Genomic DNA, 13,440 nt, shown 5'->3' on the forward strand with positions numbered 1-13,440 from the left:
GGCCGGTTGCCGCTCAGCGGCCGAAGCCGAACCAGTTCACGTTCACGAAGTCCGCGGGCTGACCGCTGGTGAAGGTCAGGTACACGTCGTGCGTGCCCGTCACCGCGCCGATGTTCGCCGGAATCGTCCGCCACGACTGCCAGCCGCCCGTGTTGCCCACGGCGAAGCTGCCGACCGGCGTGCTGGTACGACTGTCCAGACGCACCTCCACCAGACCGCTGACGCCGGCGGGCGCACCGCTCGCCACCCGCGCCTTGAACTGCGTCGCCGGGCTCGAACCGAACTTCACGCCCTTGTACTGGACCCAGTCGCCGTTGGCGAGCGCGCCGAGGTTCCGGCCGCCGCCCGAGTCCGAGGTGCCCTCGGTCATCGTGCCGGACTGGGCGTCGTACGACTCGGCCTCGATGGCGCTGTACGCGTCCCGGTCACCCTCGGTCGGGGGCGTGGTACCGCTCCCACCGGCCGACAGCACCTGGACGTAGTCCACCAGCATGGAGTGGCCGGGCTGCGTGCCGGCGTCCGGGCCGCCGCCGAAGGCGTTCGGGAAACCGCCGCCCATCGCCACGTTGAGGATGATGAAGTAGCCGTGGTTCGTGGCGTTCTCCCACGTCGCGGCGTCGACCTGATCGGCGCGCACCGTGTGGAAGTTGTTGCCGTCGACGTAGAAGCGGATCTCCTCCACGCTCGTCGAGCGGTCCCACTCCACCCGGTAGGTGTGGAAGGCCGCCTGGCAGGTGGCGCCGGGGCACGCGGTGCTGCCGCCGATGCCGCTGGTCTCGTTGCACGGGCCGCCCGGCGAGGTGCCGCAGTGCATGGTGGCCCAGACGGTGTTGAGGCCCTGCGTGTTCTCCATGATGTCGATCTCGCCGACCGCGGGCCAGTTCCAGTAGTTGCCGCGGTAGGGCGCGCCCAGCATCCAGAACGCCGGCCAGTAGCCCTTCGCCGCGGCCCCGGTGACGTTCGGGACCTGGATGCGGGCCTCCACGCGCAGTTTGCCGCCCGCCGGGGGTTCGAAGTCGGCGCGCTTGGTCTCGACGCGGCCCGAGGTCCAGTTGCCGGCGGCGTCGCGCTGCGGGGTGATGCGCAGGTTGCCGTTGCCGTCGAGGGAGACGTTGCTCGGCGAGGACGTCATCGTCTCGATCTCACCGGTGCCCCAGTTGGCGGGGCCGCCCGGGTACCCGGTGCCGGTCGCGTACTGCCAGTTCGCGGTGTTCACGCCCGAGCCGGCGGCGCCGTCGAAGTCGTCGGCGAAGACCTGCGTCCAGCCGGACGGGGGCGGAGGGGCGGTGGCGTTCGCGGGCGGGCCGGTGACGGCGGTGGCCGCCGCGGCGAGGCCGAGCGTGCCGACGACGGCCACCAGCGCGCGGCGCAGTCGCCGTCGCCCGGGCGGGTTGCCGGAGGTTTCTCTCATGTGGGGGTCGCCTCTCGGGTGCGGGGTGGGAAGCGGGAGTGGCCCCGAGCACGCTCCCGGTGTGCCGATGAGAGCGCTCTCAGAGTGCGGCCAATGTGCTCCCCGGCGCAGCGGTCGTCAAGAGGTGAAGCCGAGAAAGTCCTTACGAGGCTGGGGAGTTCACCCCGTGAACGCCCACGAACGAGGCGAAAGCGCCGAAGCGCGCCACGGCCGGGAGCGTCCTCTCCGGGCCGAGCGCGCCACGGCCCTGGGACTCCCCGGGCCGGGCGTGCCACGGCCGTCGTCGCCCGGGCCGCAGTGCGCCGCGGCCGTCGTCGCCCGTGCTGAAATCGGGCGCGGCGGCCGTGGTCCCTCCCCGCGCCGGAGCGGGACCACGCCGTCCCGGCCTCAGCGGTGCGCCGGCTGGGGCAGCTCCGGGGCGGCCGCCTCCTCGCGCACCCCGAACCGCTCGTGCGCCCGGCGCAGCGGCTTCGGCGCCCACCAGGCGTGCCGCCCCAGCAGCGCCATGGTCGCCGGCACCAGCAGCATCCGCACGATCGTCGCGTCGATCAGCACCGCCAGGGTGAGGCCCAGTCCGATCTGAAGGATGGGTGAGAAGCCACCCGTCATGAAGGCGCCGAACACCACCGCGAGGAGCAGCGCGGCGCAGGTCACCACCCGGCCCGAGCGGCGCAGTCCGGTCACCACGGCCTCCCGGTCGTCGCCGGTCTGCTCCCGGGCCTCGCGCATCCGCGCCAGGATGAACAACTCGTAGTCCATGGCGAGTCCGAACGCGATCGCGATGATCAGCGGTGGGGCCGTCAGACTCAGCGCGCCCAGCCCCTCCGCACCGAGCAGCCCGGCCAGATGGCCGTCCTGGAACACCCAGACGACGGCGCCGAGCGCGGCGGCGAGCGAGAGCAGCGTGGTGGCGATCGTGCGCAGCGGCAGCAGCACCGACCCGGTGAATGCGAACAGCAGCACGAAGATCCCGGCCAGCACGGTCAGCGCGGCCCAGGGCGCGCGGTCGGCCAGCATCTGCCGGAAGTCGACCAACTGGGCGGCGGTGCCGGTGACCTGGACGGGAGCGTCACCGCGCAGCTCCCGTACCCGCTCGACCAGTGCGGTGGCCGCCGCTCCGTCGACCGTGCCCGCCGGACGCAGTTCGAGGACGGTGGCGCCGCCGGGCAGCTCACGGCGCTCGGTGCCCGGCGCGAGCGCGCCGATCCGGTCGGCCGTCGCGGCGTCGGTGCCGGGCCGCAGGACCACGGTGACCGGCGAGACCCCGGTGCCCGGCGGGAAGTGCGCGTCGACGGCGTCGTACAGCCGCCGTGCCTCGGTGCTCTTCGGGAGCTGTTGCGCGTCACCGATGTTGACGCGCATGCCGGTGACGGGCAGCGCCAGCACCAGCAGCGCCGGGACGGCCACCGCGAGGACGGCCACGCGCCGGCGGGCGGCGAAGCGGGCCAGGCGGCCGAAGAGCCGGCCCTCCTCGCCGTCCGCCCGCGCCTTCGCCGGGGCGATCTTCCCGCCGAACCGGGTGAGCAGCGCCGGCAGCAGGGTCAGCGCGGCGAGCATGTCGACGACGACCACCGCGGCCACCGCCAGGCCCATGCTGCGCAGGAACGTGCTCGGGAAGACCAGCAGTCCGGCCAGGCTCACCGCCACCGTCAACCCCGAGAAGAGCACGGTCCGTCCGGCCGCCGCGACCGTCCGGTGCACGGCCTCCACCACGTCCGGGACCTCCCGCCGCTCCTCGCGGAAGCGGACCAGCATCAGCAGGGCGTAGTCCACGGCGAGGCCGAGCCCGAGCATCGTCGTGACCTGGATCGCGTAGACGGAGATGTCGGTGACCTGGCTGAAGGCGAACAGGCCGAGGAAGGCGCCCGCGATGCCCGCCACCGCGACCAGCAGCGGCAGCCCGGCCGCGCGCAGCCCACCGAAGATCACCAACAGCAGCACCAGGACCACCGGCAGCGAGATCAACTCCGCGTTCTTCACGTCCTCCTGGGCCCGCTCACCGAGCTGCTCTCCCAGCAGCGGCCCGCCGCTGACGTGGACCCCGGACGCGTCGATCCCGTGCAGTCGGCCGGCCGCCGCCTCCACGGCGTCCTCCTCGGCGTCGTCTCCCAGACCGCCCTTGAACTCGACGGGCACGATCAGCGCCCGCCCGTCCTCGGCGACCAGGCCGCGCGTGGCGTACGGGTCGGGCACGGCGGCGACGCCCGCGATCTCCCTCAGGTCGGCGACGGCCCGCCCCACCTCGGCGCGCACCCGGGGGTCGTCGACGGCGGCGGCCTCGACGACCGCGGTGACCGACTCCCCCGAGGGGTCGACATCGTCCAGGTACTCGGCGGCGATCTCCGACTCGGTGCCGGGCACGTCGGGCACGTCGTCGGAGAGCTTCCCGAAGACGCCCGTCCCGAGGCCGAAGCCGAGCAGCAGGAACAGGCCCCACAGGAGCATCACGGTCAAGGGGCGGCGGGTCGCCGCCCGGGCGAGTGTGGACAGCACGGTCCCTCCCGGCGATCGTCGTACGGTACGGGACGCGTCGTTCGGCACGGGACGCGTCGTTGGGCACCGCCAACAGACTCGTGCCGACAGGTGGGGCGCCGGATCGCCGGGAAGAGCGGTTTGCCGGGCTCGCCCGCACGGGTGAGACCGGCGCCCGCCTCACCCGTCAGGGGGAGCCGGGGGCCACCAGGCCCGTCTCGTACGCGCAGATCACGGCCTGCACCCGGTCCCTCAGAGCGAGCTTGCTCAGGACATTGCTGACGTGGGTCTTGACCGTGTGCTCGCTCACGAACAGGGTCGTGGCGATCTCGGAGTTGGACAGGCCGCGCGCCAGCAGCCGCAGCGTCTCCACCTCGCGGGCGGTCAGCACCTCCAGGCGCCTCGGAGTGACGTCCGAGGCGGCAGCCTCCCGCCGGCGCCGCACGATGTCCGCGACCAGCCGGCGCGTCACCGCGGGCGCCAGCAGCGAGTCGCCGGCCGCGACCACCCGCACCGCGTGCACCAGGTCGTCCCGGCGCACGTCCTTGAGCAGGAAGCCGCTGGCGCCCGCGTACAACGCCTCGTACACGTACTCGTCCAGGTCGAACGTGGTGAGCATGACGACCTTGCAGTCGGACCGCGCGCACACCCGCCGGGCCGCTTCGAGGCCGTCCATGACCGGCATGCGGATGTCCAGGAGCAGCACGTCCGGCGTGTGCGCCTCGACCGCGGCGACCGCCTCGGCGCCGTCCCCCGCCTCGGCGACGACCTCGATGTCGGGCTGGGCCTCCAGGATCATGCTGAACCCGCTGCGGACCAGCTCCTGGTCGTCGGCGACGACCACCCGGACGCTCACCCGAGCGCCGCCCGCCGTCCGGCCGCGACCGGCAGGCGCACGGCGACGCGGAAGCCGCCGTCCGGCCCGCCGCCGGTGACGGCGTCGCCCCCGCAGGCGGCGGCCCGCTCCCGGATGCCGATGAGCCCGTGCCCGCCGCCCCCGGGCGCCGGGGACGGCCCCCGTCCGTCGTCCGTCACCGTCAGCGTCACTTCGGCGTCCCCCCAGTCCAGTCCGACCGTCGCGGAGGAAGCGTACGCGTGCTTGACCGTGTTGGTGAGGGCTTCCTGAGCGATCCGGTAGGCGGCGACCCCGGTGTCCGGCGCCAGCGGCCGGGGCTCGCCCGTGACGCATAACTCCACACGCAGGCCGGTCGATCCGGCGACCTGCCGGACCAGGCCGGGCAGCCCGTCCACGCCCGGCTGCGGCAGCCGCCGCGGTTCGGCGTCCGGCCGCTCCTCCTTCAGTACACCGAGGATGCGCCGCAGTTGGGTCATCGCGTCCCGCCCGGTGGTGGCGATCGCGTCGAACGCGGCCTCGGCACGCGCGGGATCACTGCGCACCACCACCGGACCCGCCTCCGCCTGCACCACCATCAGGCTCACCGCGTGCGCCAGGACGTCGTGCATGTCGCGGGCGATGCGGGCGCGTTCCTGCGCCGTGGCCCGCGCGGTGTCGGCGGCCCGCTCGCGCTCCAGCCGCCGGGCCCGGTCCTCCAGCTCGGCCGTGTAGGCCCGCTGCGTCCGGGCGAGCACACCCAGGGCGTACGCGCCCACGATGCTCAGCAGTTGGAAGGCGTACTCGAAGGGATCGGCGTCCTCGTTGTGCCGGATGGTGACGGCCACCCCGATCAGCCAGCCCGCCAGCATCAGCCGCCGCTGCCAGGGCCGGCCGAGGGCGGCCAGCGTGTACAGGACGACGAACCCGCCGTACATCAGGTCGGGCGGCGGCGCGTGGTACATCGCCTGCGTCGGGGTGGCCACCGACACGGCGCAGGCGGTCGCGAAGGGCGCCGCGCGGCGCCACACCAGCGGCAGCGCCGTGGCGGCCCCGAGCAGCCAGCCCTGCCAGGACAGCGGATCGTCGCCCTCGTCCGGGAAGAGCCACTGCAGGGAGACGGCGAACAGCACCAGCACGGCGACGGCCGCGTCGACGGCGTACGGATTCGTCGTGCGCAGCCGCGCGACGGCGGGGGCGAGCGGAGCGAACGGGGACCGGGCGGTCATGGGCGGCTCCTCGGGGCAAGGGCCGTCCCAGTATCAGGAGGCGCCCGGGGGTACGTCCTCACCGGTGCGAGGGATATCCGGTGCGCGGTCGGCCTGTCCACGGTCCTCACCGACCGCACGTTTGGGCAGCGGCCTGCCGGCCTCGGCCGGTCCCGCGTCCGACGGGCGCCACCCCAGTGCCCGGGACATCCCCCGCCCCGCCAGCCGCACGGCGGGGACCAGCGCAGGCACCCGCGCGCCCGCGTACGGGACGACGACCGAGACGGCGGCGGTCACCGTGCCGTCCGGGCCGTGCACCGGCGCGGCCACCGACAGGGCGTCGTCGGTCACCTGACGGTCGCTCACCGCGACTCCGGCGCGCCGCACCTCCGCCAGCACCCGGCGCAGCCGGCCCGGATCGGTGACGGTGTACGCGGTGAACGACGCGAGCGGGCCCGCGAGGTACGCCCGCTGGAACTCGGGCCCGGCGTGCGCGAGCAGGGCCAGGCCGACGCCGGTGGCGTGCAGCGGCCAGCGTGCGCCGACGCGGATGTGCACGCCGACCGACGACCGGGCCGCCAGCCACTCGGTGTAGACGACCTCGTCGCCGTCCCGCACCGCCAGCTGCACGTTCTCGTGGGTCGCCTCGTACAGGTCCTCCAGGTACGGCAGGGCGACCTGCCGCAGCGCGAGGCCGCGCGGGGCGAGCGCGGCGACCTCCCACAGCCGCAGCCCCACGTGGTAGACGCCCGAGTCGTCCCGCTCCAGTGCGCCCCACTCGGTCAGCGCGCCCACCAGCCGGTGCGCGGTGGTCAGGCTCAGTCCGGCCCGGCGGCCGATGTCGGTCAGGCACAGCGCCGGATGCTCGTGGTCGAACGCGGCCAGCACGGACAGCAGCCGGTCGGCGGCGGTGGGGGCACCCCCGGGCGGGGGAGTCCGCCCGCTCGAACGGCGCCGGGAGCGGGGGAGGGACCGGGACGGAGGGAGGGACGGGGACTCGGGGGCGGCGGTCATGGCGGGGGCACCTCCCAGGCAGGGGCGGGGCAGCGTTCCCGCAGAGGGTACGGTCCGCGCCGGGCCCCGCACAGGGGTGGTGCGGTCGGCCGGAGGCCGGGCCGGGCGTGCCATGATCGGCGCCGGACGCACACATGGGGCCGGCGACGGAAGGGCACGGGCGTGAGGCTGACGATTCTGGGCGGCGGCGGATTCCGGGTGCCGCTCGTGTACGGGGCGCTCCTCGGGGACCGCGCCGAGGGGCGGGTGACCGACGTCGTCCTGCACGACCTCGACGCGGACCGGCTGTCGGCGGTGACCCGGGTGCTGGCCGAGCAGGCGGCGGGGGTGCCGGACGCGCCCGCGGTCACCGCCACGACCGACCTGGACGAGGCGCTGCGCGGCGCCGACTTCGTGTTCTCCGCGATCCGCGTCGGCGGTCTGCAGGGGCGGGCCGACGACGAGCGGGTGGCGCTCGCCGAGGGCGTCCTGGGCCAGGAGACGGTCGGCGCGGGCGGCATCGCCTACGGCCTGCGGACCGTCCCGGTCGCCGTCGACATCGCGCGCCGCGTGGCCCGGCTGGCGCCGGACGCCTGGGTCATCAACTTCACCAACCCGGCCGGCCTGGTCACCGAGGCCATGTCCCGGTACCTCGGCGACCGCGTCATCGGCATCTGCGACTCGCCGGTCGGCCTCGGCCGCCGTATCGCCCGTGTGCTGGGCGCCGACCCGGGCCGGGCCTTCATCGACTACGTCGGCCTCAACCACCTCGGCTGGGTCCGCGGCCTGCGCGTGGCCGGCCGCGACGAACTCCCGCGGCTGCTCGCCGACCCGGCGCTGCTCGGCTCCTTCGAGGAAGGCCGGCTCTTCGGCCCCGACTGGCTGCGCTCGCTCGGCGCGGTCCCCAACGAGTACCTGCACTACTACTACTTCAACCGCGAGACCGTCCGCGCCTACCGGGAGGCCGACCGGACCCGCGGTGCGTTCCTGCGCGACCAGCAGGCCCGTTTCTACGAGGAGATGCGCCACCCGGACGCCCCGGCGCTGGCCACCTGGGACCGGACCCGCGCCGAACGCGAGGCCACCTACATGGCCGAGAACCGGGAGGCGGCGGGCGCGGGCGAACGCGAGGCCGACGACCTGTCCGGCGGCTACGAGAAGGTGGCGCTGGCGCTGATGCGGGCCGTCGCCCGCGACGAGCGCGCCACCCTTATCCTGAACGTCCGCAACCGCGGCACGCTCGCCGTCCTCGACGCCGACGCCGTGGTCGAGGTCCCGTGCCTGGTCGACGCGAACGGCGCCCACCCGCTGGCCGTGGACCCGCTGCCGGGTCACGCCACGGGCCTGGTCTGCGCCGTCAAGGCCGTCGAGCGCGAAGTCCTGGCGGCGGCCGACTCGGGCTCCCGCGCGTCGGCGGTCCGCGCCTTCGCCCTGCACCCCCTGGTCGACTCGGTCAACGTGGCCCATCGCCTCGTCGAGGGCTACACGGCGGTACATCCGGGTCTGGCGTACCTCCGGTAGAACCCCGGGACCGCCGGACCGGGCGGGCACCGTGCCGCGCGGTCCCGGCGCGGGCCCCCTCCGGCGTCCGCGCTCGCCCGGCGGCGAACGCCGTGACGGCGTGCGGCTGCCGGAGCCGGCGCGGCAGGCGGGGTCTTCCGCCCGGGAAGCCCGGCGTGCGCCGGCCGGCCCCCGGCGTCTCCCGGCGGCTGCTCGTGCCCGCGCGCAGCGCCTACGCGGGAGCGCCGGCGGCCGGATCGTGGGCGACGGTGCCCACAGGGGCGGTGGCCGGCGCGGTGGGCGTGCGGCGGGTCACCGGGGCCGGGGGCGGGGCTGCGGCGAGGTCCGTGCGGGAGTGGGGCGCGGGGACCGGGCGCAAGGGACGCGGCCCGGACACCACCGCGTAGTCCTGGCCCAGGAAGGGCGGTGTCATCTCGCCCGGATCGTCTCCGAGGGCCAGCCGAACGGCCGCCCACGGCGCGTTGATCCCGCACAGGGCCAGCTGGTGCAGCCCTCCGGCCGGTCGGGTGTTGACGTCCATCAGGACGGGCCGGTCCCCGTACATCCGGAACTGCACGTTGGACAGGTGGTGCAGCCCGAACGCCTCGGCGATCCGCCGGGCCGGCGCCAGCCACTGGTCCTGGAGAGTGAACCCGCGGCGGCGGCCGTTCTTGGTGCGGCCCACGGCCAGTCGCACCCGGTCGTCGGGACCGGTGAGGCAGTCCACCGACACCTCCGGCTCCTCCAGCCGGGGCATCACCAGCCAGTCGACGGGACCGTCGGCCGCCCGCAGCGCCTCGACGACCAGGGGCAACGGGACGTACGGGCTCGGGAAGCCGTCCAGCTGCGTCAGGGAGAAGGACTCCCGAGTGACCATCCGGAAGCCCACGCCGCCCGCGCCGGACGCCGGCTTGAAGCAGGCCCGGTGGCCGTGCGCCTCCAGCTCCTCCACGGCCGCCACGAGCTCGTCGGCCGTGCGGACCCGCCACCACGGGGGCACCGGCACACCGATCGCCCGGACCGCCTCGTAGGCGATCACCTTGTCCTGGAAGACGGCCACCGCCTCCGGCGGCGGTGCCAGCAGGGCCGTACCGGCGGCCTCGAACTCGGCGCGGTGGGCCACGATCGCGGTCTGGTGGAGGCGCGGCACGAACACGTCGATGCCGCGCCGCGCGCACTGGTCCAGGGCGTACTCGACGTAGCCGGCCGCGGACAGGCCCTCCGGCTCCAGGTCGGCGGTGTCCGCGGCGGCCAGTACGGGGGAGTCCGGGTCGCCGTGCGTGGCGTGGATCTCGACGGCCCGGTCGGCGGGATTTCGCCGCAGCTGATCCATGAAGAAGACGTTCTCCGCGTACGTGCGGTTGAGCCAGACGCGTACGGGAGAAACCATGCAGGCCGCCTTTCACGGTTCGCGGGCAGGGCGAAGCGGGCCGTGCCCGGCCAGGGGTTGGAGGGACACCGAGCCGCCCTGCGCGAAGGGGTGAATCGGGGCGGTGGTGTTGGGGCGATCATAGGGGTACGCACGCCTGCGGGTGCAAAGTGCGCCGCGCGGACGCACCGGCGCCGGTGCGGGGCGGCCGCAAGGCCCCGGCCGGGCGCGCGGGGCCGTGCTTGTGACCCGGGCCGGGATGTGATCTCGTGGCGTCGAACGCGCGTCCGTGAGGGGTGGGTATGACGTCGACGACCGGTGGGCCGGGCCGCATGTGGGCCATCAGCGACCTGCACATCGGATACCCGGAGAACCGCGAGCTCGTGGAGGGCATGCGCCCCGGCTCCGACGACGACTGGCTCCTGGTGGCAGGTGACGTCGCGGAGACCGTCTCCGACATCCGCTGGGCCCTCGGCACCCTCTCGGACCGTTTCCGCCGGGTCGTGTGGGTCCCCGGCAACCACGAGCTGTGGACCCACCCCAAGGATCCCGTCACCCTCCGCGGCGCCGCCCGCTACGAGCACCTGGTCCACGTGTGCCGGGAACTGGGCGTGACGACGCCCGAGGACCCGTACCCCGTGTGGGACGGAGACGGCGGCCCGGCGGTGGTCGCGCCGCTGTTCCTCCTCTACGACTACTCGTTCCTGCCCGCAGGGTGCGCGACCAAGGAGGAGGGACTGGCCTACGCCCACGGCACCGGCGTCGTGTGCAACGACGAGTTCCTGCTGCACCCCGACCCGTACCCGAGCCGCGAGGCCTGGTGCCGGGCCCGCGTCGCCGAGACCGAGCGCAGGCTCGCCGAGCTTCCCGACGACCTGCCGACCGTCCTCGTCAACCACTACCCGCTGGACCGGCACCCCACCGACGTCCTGTGGTACCCCGAGTTCGCCATGTGGTGCGGCACCCGCCTGACCGCCGACTGGCACCGCAGGTTCCGTGTCGCCACCATGGTCTACGGCCATCTGCACATCCCCCGGACCACCTGGCACGAGGGGGTCCGCTTCGAGGAGGTCTCGGTGGGTTACCCCCGCGAATGGCGCAGGCGAAGCGGGCCGCCGGGCGCACTGCGCCGCGTCCTGCCCGCGCCGGCCCGTCAGGAGGCGGGCCGGTGATCGAGGAACTGCTCCCCGACACGGTCGTCGCCGTGGAGGCCCACGGCAACGACGACGCCGGACATCTGCCCCTCCTCCCGCAGGAGGAGCCGCTCGTGGCGCGGGCGGTCGCCAAACGGCGCCGGGAGTTCACCGCGGTGCGCTCGTGCGCCCGCCGGGCCATGGAGAAGCTGGGCGTGCCCGCGCAGCCCGTGCTGAACGGCGAGCGCGGTGCGCCCATCTGGCCCGCGGGGCTGACCGGCAGCATGACCCACTGCGACGGCTACTGCGCCGCCGCCCTGGTCCGCGCCGCCGACCTGGCCTCGCTCGGCATCGACGCCGAACCCGACGGGCCGCTCCCGGAGGGTGTCCTGCCCAGCGTCTCGCTGCCCGCCGAGGCGGAGCGGCTGCGCCGGCTGGCCGAGGAGCGTCCCGGTGTCCACTGGGACCGGCTGCTGTTCAGCGCCAAGGAGTCCGTCTACAAGGCGTGGTTCCCCCTCACCGGGCGGTGGCTGGACTTCACCGAGGCCGACATCGAGATCTCCGTGGACCCCGGGGACCCGCGAGGCGGCACCCTGCACGCCGCGCTCCTGGTGCCGGGACCGACCGTGGGCGGCCGGCGCCTGTCCCGTTTCGACGGCCGCTGGACCGCCCGGCACGGCCTGCTCGCGACGGCCGTCACGGTCCCGCACGCCTGAGTCGTCAAGACGCCCGCGCCCCGGCCCCCCGAGAGCACACCCGGCCCGTCAGGAGGCCGGGCACCAGCTCCGCAGCAGCCGGAAGAACGCCTCCTCGTTCCCCGCCAGCCCCGCGGCCCGCAGTGCCTGCTCCGCCTCGGCCAGTACGGAGGGCGGGACGACGGCCGGACGGGGCGCACCGGCCGGACCCGGCGCGGCGTCGAACCCGGCCCGTACGGTGTGCAGCAGCCGCAGGTAGGCCTGCACGGCCGCGCGCTCGTGATCGGTCAGTACGGCGGTGGTCATCGGTCGGTCTCCCCACAACGACGTCAGCGGTCACGCGCCGCCGCCCGGCGGCGGCACATCCCCAGCTTGCCGTCCACCACTGACAATCGGACCGAGACGCGCCCCGCACCCGGCCCGTACGAACCGATCGAGGCATCAGCCCGGGTACCCCAGCGAGGCGCCGATCCGGCCCGCCAGGTGGTCCCGCTGCACCGGCCCGCGCAGCGGCGAACCGTCCAGCCACGTCCGGCACTTGCTGGCCAGCAGCAGCCCGAAGGTCTCCGCGTCCTTCTCCTCGGCGAGGTCGAAGCGGGAGCGCGCGGCGACCGTGCGCACGGTGGCGCGCAAGGCCTCCTCGTCCCGGTCCGGGCCGTCCCCCTCCAGCAGCCGCGCCGCGACCGCGCCGCCCTCGACGTGGTGACCGCGGTGGCCGGCCTTCATGTGCCACAGCTCGTGCCCGAGGATCACCAACTGGTGGTCGGGCGCGGTGCGTTCCTCGACCACGACCAGATCCTGCTCGGCCATGTCGAGCCACAGGCCGCTGGCGGTCCCGGGCGGGAAGACGGCCGTGCGGAACAGCACCGGACGGCCCCGGCGTCTGCTCATCGCCTCGCACAGCGCCCCGTACAGCTCGGCGGGCGGCGCCGGGGCGGGAAGCGTCAGCTCCTCGACCAGTTCGCCGCACAGGCGGCGCATCTCCTTGCCGATGCCCACGTCTCTCCCCACGCTCACGACTCGGGCCGCTTGACGCTCTCCAGGAGCATGTCCAGCCACTCGGCGACCTTGTCGCGGTGCTGGTCGGTGGGCAGTTGAGCGGCCCGCCAGGCGATGCCGCGCACACCATGGTCCTGGAGCAGCCGCTCCAGGGGGTCCTCGGCGGCGGCCGTAGCCGCCCGCTCCCGGTCGGCGAGCTGCTGGAGCAGTTCCTGCTCGGTGTGCTGGAGCGCGACCGCCAGCGCCTCGGGGTCCTCGGCGGTCAGGAAACCGGCGTGCACCCGGAAGAACCGCTGGATGGCGTCGCAGTGCTCCATGGTGGGCCGCCGGTCGCCGTTGATGAGGGCGCCCGCCTGCTGCCGGGACATTCCGGCGCCGTCGGCGATCTCCTGCTGGGTGTACCTGCGGCCGTTGGGCTTGAGCCGGGTGCGGCGCAGCAGGTCCAGGCGCTGCACGAACCGCGCCTGCACGTCGGGTTCACCGGCGGGCCGACCGCTCAGGAGCGCCACCACCACGGGCTCGGGGACACCGGAGGCGGCGGACAGGCGGCCGATGTCGAAGACCTCGGCGTGCGGTACGCCGAGCCGGTCCGCGAGCGCGGTGACGCGGGCGACGACGGCGGGCAGCGCGGCCGTCGGCAGGGCACCCGGACCCTCGAAGCCACCCGTCACCGACAGCTCTCCCACGTCTCTCTCACAGGCTTCTCACAAGCGATTGCCGTGAACTTCCCGGAGAGTAGCCTGCCGCTCGAACTCACATCCAGGTATCGCCACAACTGTGGCCTATTTCAGCCGTCAACAGGCACGAAATGCCACGATAGTTGACACG

12 protein-coding genes are annotated in these 13,440 nt (G+C 74.5%); 3 read left to right on the forward strand and 9 right to left on the reverse strand.

Translation table 11 applies throughout. The features are described from left to right. Positions 1 to 13: 13 nt before the first annotated feature. The 5 genes from ACLIN4_RS29940 to ACLIN4_RS29960 all read right to left on the reverse strand — a co-directional run bounded on the left by ACLIN4_RS29940 (position 14) and on the right by ACLIN4_RS29960 (position 6,937). Positions 14 to 1,411, reverse strand: a complete 1,398-nt coding sequence (locus ACLIN4_RS29940) for a glycoside hydrolase family 16 protein (RefSeq protein WP_107480041.1) — start codon at positions 1,409 to 1,411, stop codon at positions 14 to 16. Positions 1,412 to 1,798: 387 nt separating this feature from the next. Further along, entirely contained in the window at positions 1,799 to 3,904 is a 2,106-nt protein-coding gene (locus tag ACLIN4_RS29945; protein ID WP_382087404.1) for an MMPL family transporter, read from the reverse strand. Between the two features lie 166 nt (positions 3,905 to 4,070). Continuing rightward, positions 4,071 to 4,739 carry a response regulator gene (locus ACLIN4_RS29950; RefSeq protein WP_100049441.1) on the reverse strand — a complete coding sequence of 223 codons (669 nt, stop codon included), beginning with the start codon at positions 4,737 to 4,739 and terminating at the stop codon, positions 4,071 to 4,073. Continuing rightward, the gene (locus tag ACLIN4_RS29955; protein ID WP_411576430.1) at positions 4,736 to 5,944 is read right to left on the reverse strand and encodes a sensor histidine kinase; all 1,209 of its coding nucleotides are present in this window, start codon (positions 5,942 to 5,944) and stop codon (positions 4,736 to 4,738) included. Before ACLIN4_RS29955 ends, ACLIN4_RS29950 begins: the two co-directional genes overlap by 4 nt. Positions 5,945 to 5,977: 33 nt before the next feature. Then, the gene (locus ACLIN4_RS29960) at positions 5,978 to 6,937 is read right to left on the reverse strand and encodes an IclR family transcriptional regulator (protein WP_290013028.1); all 960 of its coding nucleotides are present in this window, start codon (positions 6,935 to 6,937) and stop codon (positions 5,978 to 5,980) included. Positions 6,938 to 7,099: 162 nt separating this feature from the next. Between ACLIN4_RS29960 and ACLIN4_RS29965 the strand changes: the two genes are divergently transcribed. Beyond that, on the forward strand, positions 7,100 to 8,437 hold the full coding sequence (locus tag ACLIN4_RS29965) for a 6-phospho-beta-glucosidase (protein WP_290013030.1): 1,338 nt from the start codon (positions 7,100 to 7,102) through the stop codon (positions 8,435 to 8,437). A gap of 211 nt (positions 8,438 to 8,648) precedes the next feature. On the opposite strand, the gene ACLIN4_RS29970 is transcribed toward ACLIN4_RS29965, so the two are convergent. Continuing rightward, positions 8,649 to 9,806, reverse strand: a complete 1,158-nt coding sequence (locus ACLIN4_RS29970) for an ATP-grasp domain-containing protein (RefSeq protein ID WP_411576431.1) — start codon at positions 9,804 to 9,806, stop codon at positions 8,649 to 8,651. Positions 9,807 to 10,087: 281 nt separating this feature from the next. Between ACLIN4_RS29970 and ACLIN4_RS29975 the strand changes: the two genes are divergently transcribed. Both ACLIN4_RS29975 and ACLIN4_RS29980 read left to right on the forward strand, forming a co-directional pair. Then, entirely contained in the window at positions 10,088 to 10,957 is an 870-nt protein-coding gene (locus tag ACLIN4_RS29975) for a metallophosphoesterase family protein (protein ID WP_107476975.1), read from the forward strand. Beyond that, the gene (locus tag ACLIN4_RS29980) at positions 10,954 to 11,634 is read left to right on the forward strand and encodes a 4'-phosphopantetheinyl transferase family protein (RefSeq protein ID WP_107476976.1); all 681 of its coding nucleotides are present in this window, start codon (positions 10,954 to 10,956) and stop codon (positions 11,632 to 11,634) included. The genes ACLIN4_RS29975 and ACLIN4_RS29980 overlap by 4 nt, the downstream gene beginning before the upstream one ends. Positions 11,635 to 11,682: 48 nt before the next feature. Here the strand turns inward: ACLIN4_RS29980 and ACLIN4_RS29985 are convergent, their stop codons facing one another. From ACLIN4_RS29985 to ACLIN4_RS29995, 3 genes are all read right to left on the reverse strand, one after another. Further along, positions 11,683 to 11,919 (reverse strand): hypothetical protein, encoded by a 237-nt coding sequence (locus ACLIN4_RS29985; RefSeq protein ID WP_107476977.1) that lies wholly within the window; start codon positions 11,917 to 11,919, stop codon positions 11,683 to 11,685. Positions 11,920 to 12,054: 135 nt separating this feature from the next. Continuing rightward, the gene (locus tag ACLIN4_RS29990; RefSeq protein ID WP_179342340.1) at positions 12,055 to 12,594 is read right to left on the reverse strand and encodes a toxin-antitoxin system, toxin component; all 540 of its coding nucleotides are present in this window, start codon (positions 12,592 to 12,594) and stop codon (positions 12,055 to 12,057) included. Positions 12,595 to 12,626: 32 nt separating this feature from the next. Next, positions 12,627 to 13,283: a helix-turn-helix domain-containing protein gene (locus ACLIN4_RS29995; RefSeq protein WP_411576791.1), complete on the reverse strand. Its 657-nt coding sequence runs from the start codon at positions 13,281 to 13,283 to the stop codon at positions 12,627 to 12,629. Positions 13,284 to 13,440 lie beyond the last annotated feature (157 nt).

The sequence above is a fragment of the Streptomyces mutabilis genome, from assembly GCF_046628145.1.
In the GTDB taxonomy this organism is placed as follows: domain Bacteria; phylum Actinomycetota; class Actinomycetes; order Streptomycetales; family Streptomycetaceae; genus Streptomyces; species Streptomyces mutabilis.